Consider the following 20,321-nt stretch of genomic DNA (forward strand, 5'->3'; position numbering starts at 1 on the left):
CGCTTCCTTACATTGGGTTTTGTGGGCGCCACGGTTCTATCAGTGCATCCAGGTTCATCGCATCGGCGAAGTCCAGGAACTGATCGCGCAGCCAACTGATCTGGGTACCGGCCGGCAGTGTCACGGTGAACGTGGCGTTGAGCATGGTGCCGCCGGTTTGCGGCGCCTGATAGGTGTCGCAGGTCAGGTTTTCCAGTTCGACCTGGTGGTCCATGAAAAACTGGCACAGCTCGTTGATGATGTCCGGCCGGTAGGCCGAGCTTACATAGGCCACGTAGGGCAGGGCCTGGGGACGGTTCTCCAGGGCGGCGCTGCGCACCACGTTGACGGTGAAGGCGTGCTTCTTGGCCAGCAGCGGCAGGCTGCCTTCCAGGCGGGCCAGGGCATCCCAGCTACCGGAGATTTCGAGCACGAGCGCACTGCATTCGCCATGGCGGGTCAGGCGTGAGGTTACGACGGCGCAGCGATTTTCATGGCTGGCGCGGCACAGGACGTTAGTCAGCTCCATGGGGTTGGCGCCAAGGGCACTGATAACAAGGAATTGTTCGCGGACTGTGGGGGTGGACATGCAGCATTCCTAAAGCGATGAGCGGTCGGTACTTCTGCGGCTCGGCACGGCGTCAGGCCCGGATAAACGAACGACTCAAGCCCTGTGCCTGGGGTTGTGCGGCATTCCGGGAACGACGGGAATGCACCAGGACAAACGCAGGATCGGGGCTTGTGGCGACGAAAACGGAGGCTGGGAACCGGTGAATGAGCTTATCAGTACCGATCAAAGCCTGAAGGGTAGCGAAAACCATCGCCAAGGGGAATGGTAGTTCGCTTGTACAAGCATCTTGGCGCCAGTACCATTACCGCTCTCTTTTTCCGGCAGGAGCGGTTTCATGATTGCGGGCAGTATGGTGGCACTGGTCACACCCATGGATGCACAAGGGCGTCTTGACTGGGCCAGCCTCAGCAAACTCGTGGACTTCCACCTTAACAACGGCACCCATGCCATTGTCGCCGTCGGTACCACCGGTGAGTCGGCAACCCTCGATGTCAACGAGCACATCGAAGTCATCCGGGCCGTGGTCAAGCAGGTCGCCGGCAAGATTCCTGTTATCGCCGGTACCGGCGCCAACTCGACCCGCGAAGCCGTCGAGCTGACCCGCAACGCCAAGGAAGCCGGCGCCGACGCCTGCCTGCTGGTCGTGCCGTACTACAACAAGCCGACCCAGGAAGGTTTGTACCAGCACTTCAAATATATTGCTGAAGCGGTCGATATCCCGCAGATCCTCTATAACGTTCCCGGCCGCACCTCCTGCGACATGCAGGCCGAGACCGTGATTCGCCTTTCCACCGTCCCGAACATCATCGGCATCAAGGAAGCCACCGGCGACATGACCCGCGCCAAAGCCATCCTCGATGGCGTGAGCCAGGACTTCATCGTCCTGTCCGGCGATGATCCGACCGCGGTCGAGCTGATCCTGATGGGTGGCAAGGGCAATATTTCCGTCACTGCCAACGTCGCGCCGCGCGAAATGGCCGACCTGTGCGAAGCAGCGCTCAAGGGTGACGCCGAAACTGCACGGGCAATCAACGAAAAACTGATGCCGCTGCACAAAGACCTGTTCCTCGAAGCCAACCCGATTCCGGTGAAATGGGCTTTGGTCGAAATGGGTCTGATGCACCAAGGCATCCGTCTGCCGCTCACCTGGCTCAGCGAAGCCTGTCACGAACCGCTGCGGCAGGCCATGCGCCAGTCCGGCGTCCTGGTTTAATTGAGGAAGTACAACGCATGAAGCGAATGGCCGGACTTTCCGCACTTGCCTTGATTATCTCCAGCACCAGTGGCTGCGGATGGATTTGGGGCCCGGAAGGTTACTTCCGCGACCGTGGTAGCGATTACCTGGAAGCGCAACAGACTGCACCGATGCAACTGCCACCTGATGTCAGCGTCGCCAAGCGCCTGGATCCGCTGCTGCCGATCCCGCGCAACGTGGCCGACGACAGCGTCAAGGGCGAATACGTCGTCCCACGTCCGCAGCCGCTGTCGGCCATGGCCGATGCCAGCGACTACACCTTGCAAAAGAGTGGCGATTCAAGCTGGGTCATGGCCCAGCATCCACCGGCCGAAGTCTGGCCCGTGGCAATCCAGTTCTTCCAGGACAACGGCTTCCGCCTGGACGAACAACGCCCGCAGACTGGCGAATTCACCACCACCTGGCAACGTTCCGATGAGCTGTCCGCAGCCATGGCCAAGCGCATGAGCGCCGCCGGCGTCGCTGCCGACAGCGAAAGCCGTGTGCGAGTGCGCATCGAGCCAGGCGTGCAGCGCAATACCAGTGAAGTTTATGTGGTCAGCGCCGAGCGTCCTGCCGGCAGCACGGCCGACGTGGCGTTCACCAACCGTTCGGTCAATACCGGCCTCGACGCTGCACTGGTGGACGACATGCTCGCCAGCATGAGTCGTAACGCGGAGCAGGGTGGTTCGGTGTCGATGCTGGCGTCCAAGGAGTTCGATGCGCCGAGCCGCGTCAGCCTGAGCGAAGACGGCAGCGGCAACCCGGTGCTCAACGTCGGCTCCGACCTGGACCGTGCGTGGTCGAGTGTTGGTCGTGCGCTGGAGCAGGGCGAGTGGCGGGTTGAAGACATCAACCGCAGCCTGGGCCTGTACTACATCAACCTCGCCGAGAAGGCCGAGAAGAAAGACGAGAAGCCTGGCTTCTTCAGTGGCCTGTTCGGCAGCAAGCCGGACAAGGAAGAGGTTGAAGCCCGCGCCGAGCGTTATCAGGTTCGCCTGAGCAAGGTGGGCGACAACGTCCAGGTCACCGTCGAGAAGAACATCAACACCGTGGCGCCGGCCGATGTGGCCCGCAAGGTATTGGGCGTGATTCAGGATAACCTGGGCTGATCCGATGCGTTTTGCCGTTCTCGGCAGCGGTAGCCAGGGCAACGGCACGCTTGTAGCCAGTGCTGGCACCTATGTGCTGGTCGATTGTGGTTTCTCCCTGCGGGAAACCGAGAGGCGCCTGTTGCGCCTGGGTGTGCACCCGGCGCAACTGAGCGCGATACTGGTGACCCACGAACATGCCGATCACGTGCATGGCGTGGGTTTGCTGTCTCGGCGCTACAATCTGCCGGTGTACCTGAGCCGTGGGACGCTGGGTGGCCTGCGCAAGCCCATCGAGCCCGCCGGTTTCGTGGCCGGGGGCGAGCAACTGCGTATTGGTGCCCTGGATATCAGCGTGGTCAGTGTGGCGCATGATGCCCGGGAGCCGACGCAGTATGTGTTCAGTGACGGCGAGCGGCGTTTCGGCTTGCTCACTGACCTGGGTTCATATTGCGACAGGGTGATGGACAGCTACCGGGATCTCGATGCGTTGATGATCGAGTCCAACCACTGCCGCGACATGCTGGCGCGCGGGTACTACCCGTATTTCCTCAAGCAGCGGGTAGGCGGGGAACACGGACATTTGAACAACCACCAGGCGGCGTTCCTGGTGGCCGAGTTGGGCTGGCAAGGCCTGCAACACCTGGTCCTGGCCCATCTGAGCAGCAAGAACAACCTGCCGCAGCTGGCCCGGCAATGTTTTGTCGACACCCTCGGGTGCGACCCGGACTGGCTGCAACTGGCCGATCAAGATTCAGGGCTCGACTGGCGACATATCGCCTAGCCCACTACTTACCAAGCGGAGCCCATCATGGAAAAACGTGAAGAACTCTACCGCGGCAAAGCCAAATCGGTTTACAAGACCGACGACGCTGACCGCTTGATCCTGCTGTTTCGCAACGACACTTCGGCGTTCGACGGCAAGCGCATCGAACAGCTCGACCGCAAGGGCATGGTGAACAACAAGTTCAACGCCTTCATCATGCAGAAACTCGAAGCCGCCGGCGTGCCGACCCAGTTCGACAAGCTGCTGGGCGACAACGAATGCCTGGTCAAGAAGCTGGACATGATCCCGGTCGAATGCGTCGTGCGTAACTACGCCGCCGGCAGCCTGGTCAAGCGCCTGGGCGTGGAAGAGGGCATGAAGCTCAACCCTTACACCTTCGAACTGTTCCTGAAGGACGACGCCAAGGGCGACCCGTTCATCAACGAATCCCACGTCGTGGCATTCGGCTGGGGCACCGCCGAGCAATTGGTCCGCATGAAAGAGTTGTCCCTCAAGGTCAACGAAGTGCTGACCAAGCTGTTCGACGACGCCGGCCTGCTGCTGGTGGACTTCAAGTTGGAGTTCGGTGTGTTCAGCGACGGCTCCATCGTCCTGGGTGACGAATTCAGCCCGGACGGCTGCCGTCTCTGGGACAAGGACACCAAGAAGAAAATGGACAAAGACCGCTTCCGCCAGGGCCTCGGTGATGTCATCGAAGCCTACGAAGAAGTCGCCCAGCGTCTGGGTGTACCGCTGTAATCGACGCAAGCATCTGATAGCACGGAAAAAATTTCGCTCGGGGGTTCGCTTCCGGCGAATGTGCTGGTATGATGCGCGCCACTGGAGAGATGCCGGAGTGGCCGAACGGGACGGATTCGAAATCCGTTGTACTGGCGACAGTACCTAGGGTTCAAATCCCTATCTCTCCGCCATTATTGTGTATGACTAAGCCCCTGAAATTGTTAAAGATTTCAGGGGCTTTTTCGTGTCTGGGATTTGGTTTAGGGTATGTTTAGGGCGAAAAACGCAGGCATCGTGCCGCTCTAGGCGACTCTGTGACCGAAATTGTTCTGCTCCCCGGGCCGACGCAACTCGTTTGGCTGTGGGGTTGTCTCCGGGGCACGAACTGGACTGGCTCGTGCTGACTGATAAGGTTACGTTACTTGTCCAAAACTACGGTGCGCAGGCGGTAAATTCGCTATCGAATAATTTTAAGTTGGCCGTCTGAAAACAATTTCTTGGATATTCGGTTTTTACAGCCTCTTGGGGATTACGAGTGCAAGTCGACGTGGTCAAAAGCGCTCTACGGTTCAGAATTATGGAGTTTTCCGAGGCATCGGAGTTTTGGATGGAACGAAAGGAGGGAGGTGAGATTTAGATCAGCACAAATGAAGGGGCTGCGATTCATATCCCCCATCACTGATCGTTTGATAAGATTGCGACGGTGAAACCCAAACATGCAGAATTCTGCTGGTAGCTAATTTACTCATGAGGGGGCACCGATAGTGTTCGAGACTCCCCCGACAGGATATCTAATGAAGCTTATTCACATCGGGCTCCCCAAGGCAGCGTCCACTTACATTCAGGCTGCGGCACAGCAGCGGGGCGACGTGCAAGTACTGCAATGGCACAACTATGCACAGAATATCGTCCATTCGGCCTCTCTGAACGCTTATCTGAGCGGGCCGGGTGAGTCGAGCATAGCGCCACATCAGTTGCTGGCTGACACCCCCACTTTCGTGAGTAGTGAAGAGCTCTGCGGGTGGGCCCCGCGCCCCGTAACGCAACTCGAAATTCAAACGTACCAGAACCTGGTGGCGGCGGCGCTGAAGCGTGAATTAGCCGGAGCTAAAGTACTGATTGTGACAAGAAGCCCATTGTCATTTGTGGATAGCTATTACAATCAGGCAGTAAAAGAAGGTGCCTCTGAAAACCCTTATGTGTTTGTCGAGCGGTGGCGTGCTCTGTTGCTCGAGCTTCTGAACTATACCAGGCTGTGCGATCTTTACTCTTCACATTTTGGCGCGCCGAATGTACTGGTTATTCCCGTAGAATTATTACGTGACGACCCCACTCATTTTTACGACATGATTGAAGGGTACGCAGGCTTTACCCTGAGGCCCCGCTCTCCTGAGAGTATTCAGCACAACCGCTCACTAACCAGCTATGAGCTTCAGGCTATGAGAGTGCTAAATCGGATTGTAAAAATACTTTCGGCAGATCAACAGGGCAAGCCAGAGCAATTTCTGCTACCTCATTTAAACTCGATAAAACGCAGCTTTTTATCGTATTACCTTGAAAATGATCCGAACTCCATGCGGCGCAGCCAGCGGTCGCTTCGGGCGGTCGGGGTCGGTATCGATAAGCGCCAGGCATCAACGGTTTTTCTTGAAAAAAGCCGTGCGCAAATCATTTGTGGCTTGAAGGGCCTGGAGCACCATTCCTTTCCGAGTAAATATCTATCTAGGTACTTGGCAGAAGTTGGCGGTGATGCCTCATGATCCGGTCATAACGGTAACGCTCTAGACTGGGCACAATAAAACGATGCCAAGTAGAATGCTCGGCGTAGACGAACTAACTTTGTGAGACGCTAGACTATTTTTATGACTTCGCCAGCCAATAACCATAATTTGACGTCTGTCAGCCATCCTATGACCCAGGCTGAGTTCGTCCATTACATGGGGCACCATGGCGCTGTACTTTAGTTGACGGGCCTCTCGGCTTTCGGGAAGTCGAGTTTGGCAATGGCCTTGGAGGCTCATCTGCTGAGGTCTGGTTACGCGTGCTACACACTTCGGAGACAATGTTCGCAAAGGGCTTAATGCCGACCTCGGCTTTTCAGAAGGCGATAGAACAGAGAGCATTCGCCGGGTTAGTGAGGTAGCAGCGCTTTTTGCCAATGTGGGTCTAAGCAGACTGGTTGAATAGTTGCTGAGCACATCCTGCCAAGAGCTGACCGGTGATCGAAGTCTTCAAGAGCGAGAAAATTAATTTTTGAGTTTCTCTGCGTTGGAGCGGGTGAAAGGGCGTCGAGCCCTTGTTATCAGCTTGGGAAACTAATAACGAGTGAGTACAGGGCATGATGAACGAGGCTTGGAAATATTAAGCTTTTCGAAGTTTGCGTAAATACAGTTTTCCAAGAATGACGCCAATTAGACCTTCTTGCACTCTTCAAATGTGATGGTGTCTGCTGATGCGGGATTTAATGTTCGGAGATTGGAGCGCTTCCGGTTGAGGAGTCATGGGCGATAGACATGGTTGGACGCCTGGTGCCGAGTCAAGGCCTCGAAAGCGTGGGACGCGGGGCTCGCCACCAGAATTTCATTGTTTGATCCCCAGTAGCAAATCACTGGTTCGTGACAATTGAGCTAATGTCTCTTTAGCAGATGGCTCCTCAGCCGATAGCTAAGACATGCCCCCGATAAAGGAGTGACACCCCATGCTGCGGTTCTTTGCCGATCTAGGCTTCCGCTGGAAAATCACCCTGCCAATTGCTTTCCTGGCGCTGTTGCTGGTGCTGATGGGTTGGTCGGGTATGCGTGGCATTGACCAGGTGACTGAGTCCAGCACGCAACTGACCAAGCGTTATTTGCCGGCCATCAGCCTGCTGCTCAATGCTGATCGCGATCTCTACCAGGCCTTTGTAGCCGAGCGAAGCCTGCTTGATGGTCATGCCGGCGAACATCTGAAAGCACTCAGCGCCAGTCATGGGGAGAATGCTAAGCAAGCTTATGACCGCGTGCAGAAATATGCTGCGATGCAGCCGGGTGCCGAAGCGCAGGCGTTGGTTGCTCAGTTCAATGACGCCTTTGCAAAGTGGACGCAGGTTTCGCGGCAGGTCCTGGAGCTGTCCGTGGGCAATCCAGAGGCAGCCAGTACGCTGAGTTTTGGTGACAGTGAGCGCCTGTTCGAGGCGATGCGCGATTCGATCGACAAGCTTGGCGAACTGGAAGACCAGGCGTCGCATCGCGAAGGGGATGCGGCGATCGAAAATGGCGAGGAAGTGGGGATGCATCAGGGCGCAATTCTGCTGGTCGGGTTGCTCGGCTGTATCCTGGTCGTTGTTGCCCTGCCGCTTGTCGTATTGAGCCCTATGCGTCGATTGCTTAGCCGCGTCGAACAAATTGCCGAAGGCGGTGGCGATTTGAAGGGGCGCCTCGAGGTGCGTTCGGCTGACGAATTGGGCCAGCTTGGCAGTGCCTTCAACCGCTTCCTCGACAAATTGCAGCCACTGATTGCCGAGGTGGGCCGGGTTACCGGGGAGGTCGATTCCGCAGCGCGCGCCATGGCCAGTATGGCCGCGACCAATGACAAACTGATCAGCAGCGAACATGCGGCTCTTGATCAAGTCAGCACCGCCGCGACCCAGATGAGTGCTGCCGTGCACGAGGTGGCGCATAACGCGCTAAGTGCTTCGGACGCCGCGCAGCAAGCTAGCAGTCAGTCCCGCGATGGTGCCGAGGTTGTCAGCAGCACCATCGAATCGATCCGCCAATTGGCCCAAGAGGTGGAAAGCGCCTCGGGAACCATCGAAGCATTGGCCCAGGAGACCTCCAGCATTGGCGCGGTACTTGAGGTGATTCGCGGCATTGCCGAGCAAACCAACCTGCTCGCACTGAACGCTGCCATCGAGGCGGCGCGGGCTGGCGAGCAGGGTCGCGGTTTTGCTGTCGTGGCCGACGAAGTCAGGGCGCTCGCGGCGCGTACCCAGGATTCGACCAAGGACATCCAGGTGCGTATTGAGCGCCTGCAATCCGGTGTCGCCAAGGCTGTACAAGCCATGCACGTTGGTAGCACCAAGGCCCGCGACAGCGTCGAGCGCGCCGCGAGTGTGGATCAGGTGCTCAGTGGCACCGGCGGGTCGATACAACGGATTAACGATATGGCCGCACAGATCGCCAACGCATGCGAAGAGCAGAGTAGCGTCACCGAGGAGATAGCCCGCAACATCTCGGACATTCGCGACCTGTCCAACGAAGCGGCGGAGAACTCTGCCCAGAGCATGCATGCCAGCCAGCAGCTTTCCAATCTCTCGCAGAGCCTGGCAGAGCTGACTGGCCGCTTCCGGGTCTGAGCCAGCGGCTAGCGTGGTCACCATCGAGCCCGCGGCGGCGTTTATCAGCGACCGTCAGCGGGCCCTGACAGCGGGAAGCTCTGTCCTGCTGGCCTCTCAGATCCAGACATCATTGACCGCCGTTCGCTCATTGGTTTCATCTCCGGTGTTGATGACGCCACGTGGCTCGATCAACAGCAGCTTCACTTCTCGGGCGGCGCAGGGCTTGTGCTCGACGCCTTTCTTGACGACGTACATCTCGCCTGGGCCAATCATCACCGCGCCGTCGCGAAAGTCGATCCGCAGCTCACCTTCGAGCACGATAAACGTTTCATCGGTGTCGGCATGGCTGTGCCAGACGAAATCGCCTTCGAGCCGGGCAATCTTGAATTGGTAGTCGTTCATTTCGGCCACGACTTTTGGCGTCCATTGTTCCTGGAACAGTGCGTACTTTTGAGCGAAGTTGATGGGCGAGTATTGAGTGGTCATCGATGCATGCTCGTATCGTGAGGGGGGGAAGCGCCACCTTACTGTCCTGGTCGGAGGCGGTATTGCATGATCGTGCAGCTTTTGCCACGCTCAGTCTTCAACTGAGCATTTTCAGCCAGCGTGCCGGTGAGATGCCGAACGCCTGGGTATGCAACCGGGTCATGTGGCTCTGATCGAAAAAGCCACTGGCCAGGGCGGCATCGCTCAACGGCATGCCGTGTAATACCAAGCGACGGACTTCATTCAATCGACGTTGGATGATATAGCGATAGGGGCTGGTGCCGTATAACGCACGAAAGTCCCTGGACAGGCTCCATCGGTCCCGACCGCTTGCCTGGACCAAATCATCCAGGGTAATGCTCTGGCCAAGGGCATCATGGATGTACAGTCGTGCACGTTCCGCCGCCGGATAGTCAAGCAGTCGCCGCCCGCGCCGGTTACCCGCCGCGCTGTCCAGTGCCTGAGCCACGTCGTAGATGGCGTCCTCTTCCTCCAGGGGATCGAGCTGATGATCCATGCTGTTCAATAACCTGCGGGTAGCGATATTGAGGCGAGGATCGCTCGATAACCCTCCTTCGATAAAGGGCAATGGTCTGCCGCCCAGCACTTGCTGGATGATTGATGGTTCGATGTAGAACATCCGGTAACGAAAGCCATCACTCGTCCCCGCCTCACCATCGTGAACTTCATCCGGGTGCAGGACGATGGTTCCACCGGGTTGGCTATGGCGCTTGGTGTGTCGGTAATTGAAGCTCTGGACACCGGCAAGCGTGATCCCGATGGCGTAGGTGTCATGCCTGTGGGTGGTGTAGCCATGCCCCCTGAAATAGGCTTCGATGCGTTCCAGTTTTCTCGATTCAGGCGCCCGCACCAGCCAGTCGCGGTTGTGAGTGGATTGAATCATTGACCGGCCTCTCGTTTTTTGTCTGCATGATATCCGTCTGGTGGGCTCAGGTTGAGGCCGCAGAAAGCTGCCCACCCCGGAGCAGCTCGCGGGTCGACGCAGCGGGACGCCGTCTAGATTTCCTTCACCAGCGTCTCGCCCTGAACACTTTTGATCAGCCCGATGACGTGAAGGCAGTCAGCCTTGTTCACATAGGATTCGCCGCTGGCGATCGTTTCGTGGTTGCCGGCTCTCAAGCGCCAACGCCATTGGCCTTTTCCGGTGCTTTGGGTGCCTCGGGTCTGCCTGTATATTTCAAAATACATCGGTTCGCTCCATGCGATTGAGTCATTCAAGACATGTAGTGCACATGTCGCTTCAAAGCCTAGCCAAGCTGATTTTTTTCGCTATCGCAAATACGTTTCCAATGGTTATGAGTTATTGCCAATAATTGCAGCGCTTCGTTCAAACGACCTCTTGCCATGGCCTGACACTAAGGTTTGCTCGCAGTGACGTTGAACCGTGCGCACACCAAGGCAAGCTGCCCAAGGCTTGAAGCGCGAAACAAAACTGCCTGAAAGCAGCCAGTCGAGGTATGGTTGCGACGGCTGAACCATCTAGTCATATTTTCGAATTGGAGTCGAACACATGCCTCACCTGCACATGGAGTACACCGCCAACCTGCCTGACCTGAACGCCGAGGTAGCCCTGCTGCGCCTGAACAATGCGCTAGTGGCTTCCGGTCAATTCGCCGCCGAATTGGATATCAAAAGCCGGGCCGTGAAGCATGAGACTTTCCGGGTGGGTACGAGTCTGGTCGAGCGGGGTTTCGTACACGTGAAGCTGGCCTTACTGAGCGGCCGTTCGCCGGAAATCAAGAAACAACTGTCCGCTAGTCTGCTGGCGGTGATCCAGGAGTTGGGGCCATGGCCGACTGAGGTCAGCGTGCAACTGTGCGTGGAGATCCTCGACATCGACCGAGAGTCGTATGCCAAGGCTTTGATCGGTCAATGACGATCAGGCTTCACGTGTGGCGCAAGCCTTGATGATCTGTTCGCGCAGCCAGGTATTGGCGCTGTCCTGATCAGCAGCCATGCTCCAGCACATGTCCAGGGTAAACCCCGGCAGCCCCTTGGGCACTTCGTGGTGATTGAAGATCGCCTCGTTGGCCAGCAACTTCTGGATACGGCGGGGCAGGGTCAGGATGAAGTCGGTGCCGGTGATCATCTTCAGTGCCGCGCTGTAGCTGTTGGCGCGAGCGGCAAGCTGGCGTTGATGGGCCTGCTGTGACAGCCAAGCATCCACCCTGTTGGTGGGCGAGTTCCAGGGTGTCGGGAAAACGTGCCGGCGCCCCAGGAAAGCCTGAAGGCTCAGTTGCGCGTCCAGCGGCGTCGCCCGTTTGTCCACGACACAAACCAGGTCCTCCTCCAGCAACTGCCGGGATTTGAAACTGGCATGGGGGCTGTGCACGCTCGGCCCGAAGCCAATCACCAGGTCCAGGCTGCCGTCGCGCAGTTCTTCGCCAGGTATGTCAGCCTCAAGCCTGTGCACGTTCACCGTCACGGGCAGGTCGGCGTGGTCGAAGCGCTGCAGCAGCTGCGGGAGGATCAGGTGTTCGAAGTATTCCGGAGCGCAAATGTTGAAGGTGACGGCTTGGCGGGACGGATCGAACGTCGGCGCGCCGGCATGACACCGGTTGATGCTTTGCAAAATGGCGCGCACATGATCGTACATGCCCTCGGCTTTATAGGTAGGGCGCATGCCCGTACGAGTGTTGATAAACAGCTCGTCCTCGAAACAGCTCCGCAGTTTCTTGAGGCAGTAACTGACCGTCGACTGGCTGACACACAATGCCTCGGAGACATCGGTGACACTGCTTTGCTCGTACACGGCGCTAAACACCATGAGGTCTTGCATATCGAGTTTTCTGAGGGCGTTACTGTTCAGCATCCGTTCTGTCTCGCTGTGCTCCTTGCGCGGATCTTGCGCAATCAGACTGATGATCCTAGCGGAACGATCGTCCCAAGAGAATGCCGTTGAGGCTGTTTCACGGTCGGGAGTGGGACAGATAATGTTGTGAACACGACGGAGCCGACTAACGCTTGACTTGTCGGGCATTGTTTAGCCTGGCTTGATCCAAGCTCCATCAAATCAGTGTTTAACGACCCATGGTGCCGTGGGACGCTTTCAGGATGTATTTCCTGTGATGCGTTTATGGACGATTGGCCTGCGGCATTCCAATACTCGTCATCCGCCGTGCCCGGCCCGGTCGGCCGATCCACGCCTGCCGTTGCCTCCTCGCTGTGTGCGCTGCCCTCTGAACTGGCTTTTTGGGCGCTCTGGCATTGTCGCCATGCGCGTCCTCCGGATGCTCGTATCTGCTGTTGATCATCAACAGTGTTCGCTGATGGCGAACACGGACTGACGGCGCCTCATCGCCCGTCCGACACGTCAATACGAGCCTTCCCATGAGTCTTTCCAATCTTTCTTTCGCCCCCGTGCAACAAGCCCTGGCGTTCCTGGCGCAACACCCGGATATCGAGCTGTTCGAACTGTTTATTCTCGACAACAACGGCGTGCCCCGGGGCAAGTTGTTGCACCGGGATGAGTTGCTGGCGGTGTTCGAAAGCGGTCGACCATTGCCCAGTACGATTCTGGGGCTGACCCTCAATGGCGATGATGTGGAAAACTCCGGATTGGTCTGGGAGGTCGGTGACATCGATTGCCGGGCTTATCCCATCAGTGGCAGTTTGCAGCGCATGCCGTGGCGGCTGATTCCCACAGCTGCGGTACAGGTCAGCATGCACCCTCAAGAGGGCATGCCGGCGACCATCGCCGATCCGCGGTATGTGCTTAGCCGGGTGATTGAAGCCTTGCAGGCGGACGGCTATTACCCGGTGATGGCGGCGGAGCTGGAGTTTTATCTGTTGGATGCACAACGCGACAGCCAGGGCCGGCCGCAACCGGCGCGGGATGCAGATGGTGGCCGGCCACGCGCCACCCAGGTCTACGGTTTGCGCGAACTGGAGCAGATCGAGCCCTTCCTGGCGGACCTTTATGCTGCGTGCAAGTTGCAGGGTATTCCGGCCCGGACAGCGATTTCCGAATACGCACCGGGGCAGGTGGAGATCACCCTTGAACACCGTACCGATGCCCTGCAGGCCATGGATGAAGCGGTGCGCTACAAGCGGCTGGTCAAGGGCGTCGCGCATAAGCACGGCATGCTTGCGTGCTTCATGGCCAAGCCGTTCGATGATCTGGCGGGCTCCGGCATGCACATGCACGTCAGCCTGGCGGATCGCGATGGCCACAATCTGTTTGCCAGCGATGCGGCTGACGGTACGCCGTTGCTGCGCCACGCGGTGGGTGGGATGCTCGACACTTTGCTCGATTCGCTGTTGATGTTCTGTCCCAACGCCAATTCCTACCGCCGCTTCCAAAGCAACAGCTACGCGCCGCTGGCAGCGACCTGGGGGGTGGACAACCGCACCGTGAGCCTGAGAGTTCCGGGTGGCCCGGCCTTCTCGCGCCACATCGAGCACCGCATTTGCGGTGCTGATGCCAACCCGTACCTGGCCGCCGCTGCGATACTGGCTGGCATCCATCATGGCATCCGGGAACAGTGCGACCCCGGAGCGCCGGTCGAAGGTAACGGCTACGCCCAGGCTACGGAGCTGTTGCCCACCGATTGGCTCACCACCTTGCGCGCCCTTGAAGCCTCGACCTGGGCGCGGCAAACCTTGGGTGACGAGTTCCTTGGCGTTTACCTGGCAGTCAAGCGTGCCGAATACCGTCAGTTCATGGGCGAGGTAGGTGAGCAGGACTGGCGTTGGTATTTGCATCAGGCCTGACGATCGCTTAAATCCGGAACTTAAAAAATTATTTAGTAGCAACTTTTTCACGAAAAATTGATGGTGGGCTGCCTAAAGTTTGTGTTGCCGTAGGAAACGAATTGTTCACGTTTTCTTCGGCACTTCTTTTTCAAAGAGCAACTTTCAGGAAGCCGCCAACCATCATGCTGACTATTAAAGCCGTGCGCCCGGAGTGGGTGACGCTGGTCGCCAGTGCTTTTTTATTAGTGGGTTTCAACGTCATTCTCTGGCAACACCTGCTGACGATCACGGCGGCTGGCGGTCGGGGCATGCTGTTGTGCGTGGCGTTTGGTGTGATGATTTTCGCTGCGTTCAACCTGGTGCTGACGCTGCTGGCGTTCCGTGCGGTGCTCAAGCCCTTGTTGGTGCTGCTGTTTTTGATCAGCGCCGGGGTGGCGTATTTCATGGCCCAATATGGCGTGCTGGTCGACGCCGGCATGTTGCGCAACTTCGCTGAAACCAATGCCACGGAAGTCCGTGATCTATTGTCGCTGAAGTTATTTGCCTACCTCGGGCTATTAGGAGTATTGCCGTCCTGGTTATTGTTAAAGACCCCGATCAACTATCGCCGTTGGCCCAGAGAGTTGTTGAGTAAGTTCATTGTCGGCGTGGTCTCGGCTGCGGTAATTGGCGTGGTTGCCCTGGCCAATTACCAGGGGCTGTCTTCGTTGTTTCGCAACCACCACGAACTGCACTTGATGGTCGTACCGAGTAACTACATCGGTGCTTCGATCGGGTACTTGCGCGAGCAGGTCGCGTCCGCCAAGCAGCCGTTCATCCCGTTGGGCGAGGATGCGATTCGCAACCCCGCCTGGCAAACCCATGCCCGCAAATCCTTGACCGTACTGGTGGTAGGGGAGAGCGCTCGTGCCGAGAACTTTGGCATCCTCGGTTATAACCGCGATACCACGCCGGCCCTGGACAAAGAGGCCGGCCTGATCGCCTTTACCGATGTGTATTCCTGCGGCACCGAAACCGCCGTGTCGGTGCCGTGCATGTTTTCCAACATGGGGCGCAAGAATTACGACGCCAGCAAGGCCAAGAATGAAGAAGGCCTGCTCGATGTGCTCAAGCGCGCTGGGCTGGAGGTGATCTGGCGTGACAACCAGTCTGGCTGCAAAGGCACCTGCGACCGCGTCACTCTGCAGGATGTCAGCAATCTCAAGGATCCGACCCTGTGCGCCAACAGTGAGTGCCGCGACGAGATCCTGCTCCAGGGGCTGCAGCATTTCATCGACACGCTCGACAAAGACACAGTGCTGGTGCTGCATCAGATGGGCAGCCACGGGCCGGAATATTTCAAGCGCTATCCCAAGGAGTACGAGCATTTCACCCCGGTGTGCGAAAGCAACGCGCTGAACAATTGCAGCCGCGAGAGCATCGTCAATGGCTACGACAACACGCTGGTGTATACCGATCATGTGTTGTCGACCTTGATCGACTTACTGCGGGCCAATCAGGACAAAGTCGACACGGCCATGTTGTACCTGTCGGACCACGGCGAATCCTTGGGCGAATACAACCTGTTCCTCCATGGCACGCCCTACATGCTTGCCCCGGAGCAACAGAAACACGTGGCGATGCTGGCCTGGTTTTCCGACAGCTATCAGAAGTCTTTCTCGGTCGATACCCATTGCCTGCAGATGAGTCGAGACAAACCCCTGAGCCAGGACAATCTGTTTCATTCGATGCTTGGGTTGCTGGAAGTCAACAGCAAGGTCTACAACCAGGACCTGGACCTGTTCGCCAGTTGTCGCAGTGCGGTAATCGACGGTGTGTTGGCCCGGGAATGATCACCTACACCTTTTTTTCACGCAGGGTTGTTTAACCTGCCAGCCAACCATTCTTTCAAGAGCTGTTCGAATGTCCGGGCCACCCCCATCCAAAGTCGAACTTGAGTTCGCCAGGCATCACGATCAGGAGCATGCGCAGGTCTGCCGCCAGCCGGCGCCCAGACGGCTGCGTCTCTCGTTCTGGCGTGACGAACAAATGGTGCGCAACGCCCTGAAAGTGGCCGGCGAGCCTGGGCTGGTGCTGGATGTGGCATGTGGCGCAGGGCGATTCTGGCCGGTGCTGGCCGAGCATGCCAACCGGGTAATCCTGGCGGCGGACCCATCGCCGGATATGCTTGAGCATGCACTCACCCACCATGGCGGTGCGTTGCTCAAGCGGGTCAAGACCTTTCCGAGTTCGGCGTTCACCATCGGGCTCTCGGCCAACGCGGTGGATTGTATTTTTTGTCTGCAACTGTTTCGGCACATCTGCGCCAGCGAGCATCGGTTGGCGCTGCTGCGCGAATTTCACCGGGTCAGTCGCGATACGGTGATCGTCTCGGTCCAGATCGAAGGGCGCTTTAAAATCGGCCATTCGTCACAACACAGCCTGGCCGGCAAGGCTGATGTTGAAGCCGAGTTCCGTCAGACCGGTTTTGCGGTGCTGTGGTATCAGGATTTCGTGCCCGGTTTTGCGCTGACGCGGGTTTACGTACTGCGTAAGACCGGTTAAGTCCTGATGTAGGACTATTCTTGCGTTTTCGCAGGCGATTTCTCTCAGGCTCCCGCTCTATGGATGCTCGCAATGGCCGGCGGCGATATATACTGCGCGCCATTCTTCAAGGGAGAGCCGTGTGGCCATCGATATTCACTGGATTCGCGACAACGATAGCCTCGGTCAGTTTTGCGCCGAATGGCAGCAGTTGCCATTCGTCGCCCTCGACACCGAATTCATGCGGGTCGACACCTTTTACCCGATTGCCGGTTTGCTGCAGATCGGTGATGGCAAGCGTGCCTACCTGATTGACCCCTTGACCATCGACAACTGGCAGCCCCTGGCCGCACTGCTGGAAAACCCGACAGTGCTCAAGGTGCTGCACGCCTGCAGCGAAGACCTTGAAGTGCTGCTGCGTTTAACTGGCAGCCTGCCCGCGCCCCTGTTCGACACTCAACTGGCCGCCGCTTACCTGAACCTGGGTTTCTCCATGGGTTACTCGCGACTGGTGCAGGAAGTGCTCGGCATCGAATTGCCCAAGGGCGAGACTCGCTCCGACTGGTTGCAACGGCCGCTGTCCGAGACGCAGATCAGCTACGCGGCTGAAGATGCGGTGCATCTGGCGGAGGTTTTCGTACAACTGCGTCCGAAGCTTTCCAACGAAAGATACGCCTGGGTACTGGAGGACGGCGCCGAACTGGTGGCCAACCTGCGTCGCGAAGTCGACCCCTATGAGGTGTACCGTGAGGCCAAGTTGGCCTGGAAACTTTCCCGTGCCCAACTGGCCGTGCTGCGCGAACTGTGTGCCTGGCGCGAGCGGGAGGCGCGTGCCCGTGACGTGCCGCGCAACCGTATCATCCGCGAGCATTCGTTATGGCCCCTGGCTCGCACGCAGCCGGATAATCTCGGCGCGCTGGCGAAAATCGAAGATATGCACCCGCGTACCGTACGCCAGGATGGCGAGTTTCTGTTGGAGCTGATTCAGCGCGCCGCCAGCGTGTCGCCCGAGCAATGGCCGCCGGCGGTGGCTGAGCCGTTGCCCATCGAGGCCTCGGCGCTGGTCAAGCGCCTGCGGGCGCTGGGCCAGGCTGAAGCCGAGCGCCTGGGGATTGCCCCGGAGCTGATGCTGCGCAAGAAAACCCTCGAAGCGCTGCTCAAGAGCGGCTTTCCCGAGGGCCCTTACCAATTACCCGATTCGCTGCGTGGCTGGCGCCGCGAATTGATGGGCCAGGCGCTGCTCGACAGCCTGGCCACCGCCGGAGAACAGCCTTGAAACGTATCTGCTCCATCTACCGAAGCTCGAAGAAAAACGAGATGTACCTGTATGTGCTCAAGAGCGATGCCTTGAAGCGTGTGCCGGAACCTCTGATGGCTGCCTTTGGCAAGGCGATCCATGCCTTTGACCTGGTGCTGAGCCCCGAGCGGGAGCTGTCCCGGGAAGACATCGGCAAAGTGCTGGAAAACCTCGACACCCAGGGGTATCACCTGCAGATGCCACCGGCCGAGGACGAATACATCGAGCATTTGCCCGAAGAGTTGCTGCGACGCAACGACCCGGTCTGATGCTCTCCTGGGCACCCGTCCTGGGGGCTCTTGAAACACTGGAATGGTTTATTGGCGATGACCGCCTGGATAGAGCGACACTCTGTCGGCGGTTGTCTGCATTGTTTTTGAAAGGTTGATTCATGCGCGTTCTGATTGCCGAACACGACCACGCGGTGTATGCCCAGCTTCTGCGTCAAGCTGCACCCGATCTCGAAGTCCTGACCAGTGGCGACTCTGCCGAACTGTCGCGACTGGCCGCCGATTGCCCGGTCTGGCTGGGTCAGCCCGATCTGCTGGGCACCCTGTTGCGTCAAGGTCATCGTCCGCTCTGGCTGCAATCGACCTGGGCGGGCATCACGCCGCTGCTGGCCGAGGGCTTGACGCGCAATTACCGCCTGACCCGTGCGGTGGGCATTTTCGGCCAGGTGATGGCCGAGTACGTGCTGACTTACATGCTCGGCCATGAGCGCGAGGTGCTGGCGCGGCTGGTCAGCCAGGTCGAGCGCAAGTGGGACAACCGCCAGGGGCAAGGTTTGGCCGGGCGCAAGGTACTGATCGTCGGCACCGGTGATATCGGTCAGCGTGTGGCGCAGTTCCTGGTGCCGTTTGGCGTGCAGTTGTATGGCATTGCCAGCGAAGCCCGGGAGCTGGCGCCTTTCATTGAGGTCGGGGCGCTGGAGGATTTGCCGCGGTTGGTAGGTGAGGTGGATTACGTGATCAACCTGCTGCCAAACACGCCTAACACCCATGACGTGTACGACGCGGCGCTGTTCAAGCAATTCAAGCCAACCGGACTGTTCATCAATGTCGGACGCGGCGTTGCGGTGGTGGATGCGGACCTGGTGCAAGCCTTGAAAGAAGGGCACCTGGCCGGCGCAGTGATCGACGTTTGCAGGCAAGAGCCGCTGCCGCAGCGTCACCCATTCTGGACCGCCTGGGGCCTGCTGTTGACCGGCCATAGCTCGGCGCCCACCTCACCGACGATGATGGTGCAGTTGTTCCTGGAAAACCTGCGGGCCTATCAGGCCGGCGAAGCGCTGCGCGGGGAAGTGGATTTCACCCGGGGCTACTGAAGCCACCCCGATCAAATGAGTGTGGGAGCGGGCTTGCTCGCGATAGCGGTGGGTCAGCTGACTTCAATGCTGGCTGACCCGGCGCCATCGCGAGCAAGCTCGCTTGTATGTTTAGACTTGAAGGGGTGGGCGGGACTAAAAGCTCGATTCCGACTCTAGCCAGTACGGACCGTGGGAGACTTCTCGTTCCGCCCTTTCTACCTAAAGCGCCGATAAGGAATTCATCGGTAAAACCGACGATAGAGGCAAGCCAGCGCAAAGGTAGACCCCGACAAGCACCTAAACCCTAGCTCCGAGGATTCGTCATGACAATCCTTAACTCACCAACGGTTATTGGTATCGATGTAGCGAAGGCCGAAATCGTCGTTTACCGCGAAGACCTGAAAATCACTCAAGCCATCGACAACAATCGAGAAGCTCTTGGCCGGTGGCTCAAAACACTACCAGCCCAAAGCTCGATTGCGCTGGAAGCCACCAGTTTTTATCACCTGGACACAGCTGAGCTGGCCCATGGAATGGGGTTTCATGTTTACGTTGTGGATCCTTATCGGGTGGCTCATTACCGTGAAAGTATTGGTCTGCGGGCTAAAACTGATCCTTGTGATGCGCGTTTGCTGGCTCGTTATCTAACGAACGAACAAGCAAGGCTGCGTATCTGGAGCCCACCTCCAGAAGCCTACAAAGTGTTAAAAAGCCTGCTTAGAAAACGTGCGGCACTCATCAAGGCCCGCGTCAGCATCGTGCTGAGCTTTTCGAACGAACCGCGTCTGAAGGACATCTTGGCCCGGCAGTTGGAGGTCTTCAAAGAGTCCGATCAGGCCATTCAGAAACTAATGCGTGAGGCCAGCCAAGCGGCAGGGATCACTGAAAACATCAACCGCTGCAAAGCCATTGAAGGGATTGGTGAACTGACGGCCATTGGCTTGGCGACCGCATTCATGCGCGGTCACTTCGTCAGTGGCGATGCATTCATTGCTTTCTTGGGGATGGATTTGCGTCCAAAAGATTCAGGGAAGAAGCACAGTCCTCGTCACTTGAGCAAAAAAGGGGACGGGGAGCTACGACGCTTGGCGCACAACGCCGCGATGGCGGCCTGTCGGTCTCCTGCCTGGAAACCTTACTATGAGGCCTTCTTGGCACGAGGCCTGGCCAGAACTCAGGCCTTGGTTATCCTCGCTCGCAAGTTGTGTCGGGTAGCATTCGCCCTGATGAAAAATCAGAGCGAATACCAACCAAATTCAGGGTTGCAGGGTTCCCCTGCAACATAGAATCTCCCAC

19 protein-coding genes, 1 tRNA gene and 2 pseudogenes are annotated in these 20,321 nt (G+C 58.0%); 17 read left to right on the forward strand and 5 right to left on the reverse strand.

Annotated elements, in window-relative coordinates:
- Positions 1–7 precede the first annotated feature (7 nt).
- Positions 8–568 (reverse strand): glycine cleavage system transcriptional repressor, encoded by a 561-nt coding sequence (locus EPZ47_RS07330; RefSeq protein ID WP_123342296.1) that lies wholly within the window; start codon positions 566–568, stop codon positions 8–10.
- A gap of 316 nt (positions 569–884) precedes the next feature.
- On the opposite strand from EPZ47_RS07330, the gene dapA reads away from it, so the two are divergent.
- The 9 genes and pseudogenes from dapA to EPZ47_RS30745 all read left to right on the forward strand — a co-directional run bounded on the left by dapA (position 885) and on the right by EPZ47_RS30745 (position 8,715).
- Positions 885–1,763: a 4-hydroxy-tetrahydrodipicolinate synthase gene (gene dapA, locus EPZ47_RS07335; protein ID WP_135844178.1), complete on the forward strand. Its 879-nt coding sequence runs from the start codon at positions 885–887 to the stop codon at positions 1,761–1,763.
- A gap of 17 nt (positions 1,764–1,780) precedes the next feature.
- Complete coding sequence (bamC, locus tag EPZ47_RS07340) at positions 1,781–2,896, forward strand: outer membrane protein assembly factor BamC (protein ID WP_135844179.1); 1,116 nt, start codon at positions 1,781–1,783, stop codon at positions 2,894–2,896.
- A gap of 4 nt (positions 2,897–2,900) precedes the next feature.
- Positions 2,901–3,659: an MBL fold metallo-hydrolase gene (locus EPZ47_RS07345; protein ID WP_135844180.1), complete on the forward strand. Its 759-nt coding sequence runs from the start codon at positions 2,901–2,903 to the stop codon at positions 3,657–3,659.
- 27 nt (positions 3,660–3,686) lie between these two features.
- Positions 3,687–4,400, forward strand: coding sequence for a phosphoribosylaminoimidazolesuccinocarboxamide synthase (purC, locus tag EPZ47_RS07350; protein WP_018606833.1), 714 nt, complete (start codon positions 3,687–3,689; stop codon positions 4,398–4,400).
- A gap of 83 nt (positions 4,401–4,483) precedes the next feature.
- Positions 4,484–4,573 (forward strand) — tRNA-Ser (locus EPZ47_RS07355).
- A 603-nt stretch (positions 4,574–5,176) separates the two neighbouring features.
- Positions 5,177–6,142: a hypothetical protein gene (locus tag EPZ47_RS07360; RefSeq protein WP_135844181.1), complete on the forward strand. Its 966-nt coding sequence runs from the start codon at positions 5,177–5,179 to the stop codon at positions 6,140–6,142.
- Positions 6,143–6,385: 243 nt separating this feature from the next.
- Positions 6,386–6,569: pseudogene (locus EPZ47_RS07365) on the forward strand (adenylyl-sulfate kinase).
- Positions 6,570–7,080: 511 nt separating this feature from the next.
- Positions 7,081–7,857, forward strand: a pseudogene (locus tag EPZ47_RS30740) (MCP four helix bundle domain-containing protein); the annotation flags it as partial.
- 78 nt (positions 7,858–7,935) lie between these two features.
- Entirely contained in the window at positions 7,936–8,715 is a 780-nt protein-coding gene (locus EPZ47_RS30745; protein ID WP_406550158.1) for a methyl-accepting chemotaxis protein, read from the forward strand.
- 96 nt (positions 8,716–8,811) lie between these two features.
- On the opposite strand, the gene EPZ47_RS07375 is transcribed toward EPZ47_RS30745, so the two are convergent.
- The 3 genes from EPZ47_RS07375 to EPZ47_RS07385 form a co-directional block, all read right to left on the reverse strand.
- Entirely contained in the window at positions 8,812–9,183 is a 372-nt protein-coding gene (locus tag EPZ47_RS07375) for a cupin domain-containing protein (protein ID WP_135844183.1), read from the reverse strand.
- 97 nt (positions 9,184–9,280) lie between these two features.
- Positions 9,281–10,087, reverse strand: a complete 807-nt coding sequence (locus EPZ47_RS07380) for an AraC family transcriptional regulator (RefSeq protein ID WP_135844184.1) — start codon at positions 10,085–10,087, stop codon at positions 9,281–9,283.
- Positions 10,088–10,200: 113 nt separating this feature from the next.
- On the reverse strand, positions 10,201–10,392 hold the full coding sequence (locus tag EPZ47_RS07385) for a YegP family protein (RefSeq protein ID WP_135844185.1): 192 nt from the start codon (positions 10,390–10,392) through the stop codon (positions 10,201–10,203).
- A 322-nt stretch (positions 10,393–10,714) separates the two neighbouring features.
- Here EPZ47_RS07385 and EPZ47_RS07390 point away from each other — a divergent pair, with 322 nt between their 5' ends.
- A complete protein-coding gene (locus EPZ47_RS07390; protein WP_135844186.1) occupies positions 10,715–11,080 on the forward strand; it encodes a 5-carboxymethyl-2-hydroxymuconate Delta-isomerase in 366 nt (121 codons plus the stop codon).
- Between the two features lie 3 nt (positions 11,081–11,083).
- Here the strand turns inward: EPZ47_RS07390 and EPZ47_RS07395 are convergent, their stop codons facing one another.
- On the reverse strand, positions 11,084–12,016 hold the full coding sequence (locus EPZ47_RS07395; protein WP_135844187.1) for a LysR family transcriptional regulator: 933 nt from the start codon (positions 12,014–12,016) through the stop codon (positions 11,084–11,086).
- A gap of 518 nt (positions 12,017–12,534) precedes the next feature.
- On the opposite strand from EPZ47_RS07395, the gene EPZ47_RS07400 reads away from it, so the two are divergent.
- The 7 genes from EPZ47_RS07400 (at position 12,535) to EPZ47_RS07435 (ending at position 20,311) form a co-directional block, all read left to right on the forward strand.
- On the forward strand, positions 12,535–13,917 hold the full coding sequence (locus tag EPZ47_RS07400; RefSeq protein WP_135844188.1) for a glutamine synthetase family protein: 1,383 nt from the start codon (positions 12,535–12,537) through the stop codon (positions 13,915–13,917).
- 164 nt (positions 13,918–14,081) lie between these two features.
- On the forward strand, positions 14,082–15,731 hold the full coding sequence (locus tag EPZ47_RS07405; RefSeq protein ID WP_135844189.1) for a phosphoethanolamine transferase: 1,650 nt from the start codon (positions 14,082–14,084) through the stop codon (positions 15,729–15,731).
- Positions 15,732–15,801: 70 nt separating this feature from the next.
- Positions 15,802–16,443: a class I SAM-dependent methyltransferase gene (locus tag EPZ47_RS07410; protein WP_135844190.1), complete on the forward strand. Its 642-nt coding sequence runs from the start codon at positions 15,802–15,804 to the stop codon at positions 16,441–16,443.
- A 121-nt stretch (positions 16,444–16,564) separates the two neighbouring features.
- Entirely contained in the window at positions 16,565–17,698 is a 1,134-nt protein-coding gene (gene rnd, locus EPZ47_RS07415; RefSeq protein WP_135844191.1) for a ribonuclease D, read from the forward strand.
- A complete protein-coding gene (locus tag EPZ47_RS07420) occupies positions 17,695–17,988 on the forward strand; it encodes a YcgL domain-containing protein (protein WP_092204454.1) in 294 nt (97 codons plus the stop codon). The genes rnd and EPZ47_RS07420 overlap by 4 nt, the downstream gene beginning before the upstream one ends.
- A gap of 122 nt (positions 17,989–18,110) precedes the next feature.
- Positions 18,111–19,043 carry a D-2-hydroxyacid dehydrogenase gene (locus EPZ47_RS07425; protein WP_135844192.1) on the forward strand — a complete coding sequence of 311 codons (933 nt, stop codon included), beginning with the start codon at positions 18,111–18,113 and terminating at the stop codon, positions 19,041–19,043.
- Positions 19,044–19,348: 305 nt separating this feature from the next.
- Positions 19,349–20,311: an IS110 family transposase gene (locus tag EPZ47_RS07435; RefSeq protein WP_135844194.1), complete on the forward strand. Its 963-nt coding sequence runs from the start codon at positions 19,349–19,351 to the stop codon at positions 20,309–20,311.
- Positions 20,312–20,321 lie beyond the last annotated feature (10 nt).

This window comes from Pseudomonas viciae (assembly GCF_004786035.1).
GTDB classification, from domain to species: Bacteria; Pseudomonadota; Gammaproteobacteria; order Pseudomonadales; family Pseudomonadaceae; genus Aquipseudomonas; species Aquipseudomonas viciae.

Coding starts and splice junctions, on each gene's coding strand:
- EPZ47_RS07345 (WP_135844180.1), top strand. CDS start 2,901: ATGCGTTTTGCCGTTCTCGGCAGCGGTAGCCAGGGCAACGGCACGCTT.
- EPZ47_RS07405 (WP_135844189.1), top strand. CDS start 14,082: ATGCTGACTATTAAAGCCGTGCGCCCGGAGTGGGTGACGCTGGTCGCC.
- EPZ47_RS07380 (WP_135844184.1), bottom strand. CDS start 10,087: ATGATTCAATCCACTCACAACCGCGACTGGCTGGTGCGGGCGCCTGAA.
- purC (WP_018606833.1), top strand. CDS start 3,687: ATGGAAAAACGTGAAGAACTCTACCGCGGCAAAGCCAAATCGGTTTAC.
- dapA (WP_135844178.1), top strand. CDS start 885: ATGATTGCGGGCAGTATGGTGGCACTGGTCACACCCATGGATGCACAA.
- EPZ47_RS07435 (WP_135844194.1), top strand. CDS start 19,349: ATGACAATCCTTAACTCACCAACGGTTATTGGTATCGATGTAGCGAAG.
- EPZ47_RS07360 (WP_135844181.1), top strand. CDS start 5,177: ATGAAGCTTATTCACATCGGGCTCCCCAAGGCAGCGTCCACTTACATT.
- EPZ47_RS07385 (WP_135844185.1), bottom strand. CDS start 10,392: ATGTATTTTGAAATATACAGGCAGACCCGAGGCACCCAAAGCACCGGA.
- EPZ47_RS07390 (WP_135844186.1), top strand. CDS start 10,715: ATGCCTCACCTGCACATGGAGTACACCGCCAACCTGCCTGACCTGAAC.
- EPZ47_RS07330 (WP_123342296.1), bottom strand. CDS start 568: ATGTCCACCCCCACAGTCCGCGAACAATTCCTTGTTATCAGTGCCCTT.
- EPZ47_RS07410 (WP_135844190.1), top strand. CDS start 15,802: ATGTCCGGGCCACCCCCATCCAAAGTCGAACTTGAGTTCGCCAGGCAT.
- EPZ47_RS30745 (WP_406550158.1), top strand. CDS start 7,936: ATGGCCGCGACCAATGACAAACTGATCAGCAGCGAACATGCGGCTCTT.
- EPZ47_RS07395 (WP_135844187.1), bottom strand. CDS start 12,016: ATGCTGAACAGTAACGCCCTCAGAAAACTCGATATGCAAGACCTCATG.
- EPZ47_RS07400 (WP_135844188.1), top strand. CDS start 12,535: ATGAGTCTTTCCAATCTTTCTTTCGCCCCCGTGCAACAAGCCCTGGCG.
- EPZ47_RS07425 (WP_135844192.1), top strand. CDS start 18,111: ATGCGCGTTCTGATTGCCGAACACGACCACGCGGTGTATGCCCAGCTT.
- bamC (WP_135844179.1), top strand. CDS start 1,781: ATGAAGCGAATGGCCGGACTTTCCGCACTTGCCTTGATTATCTCCAGC.
- EPZ47_RS07375 (WP_135844183.1), bottom strand. CDS start 9,183: ATGACCACTCAATACTCGCCCATCAACTTCGCTCAAAAGTACGCACTG.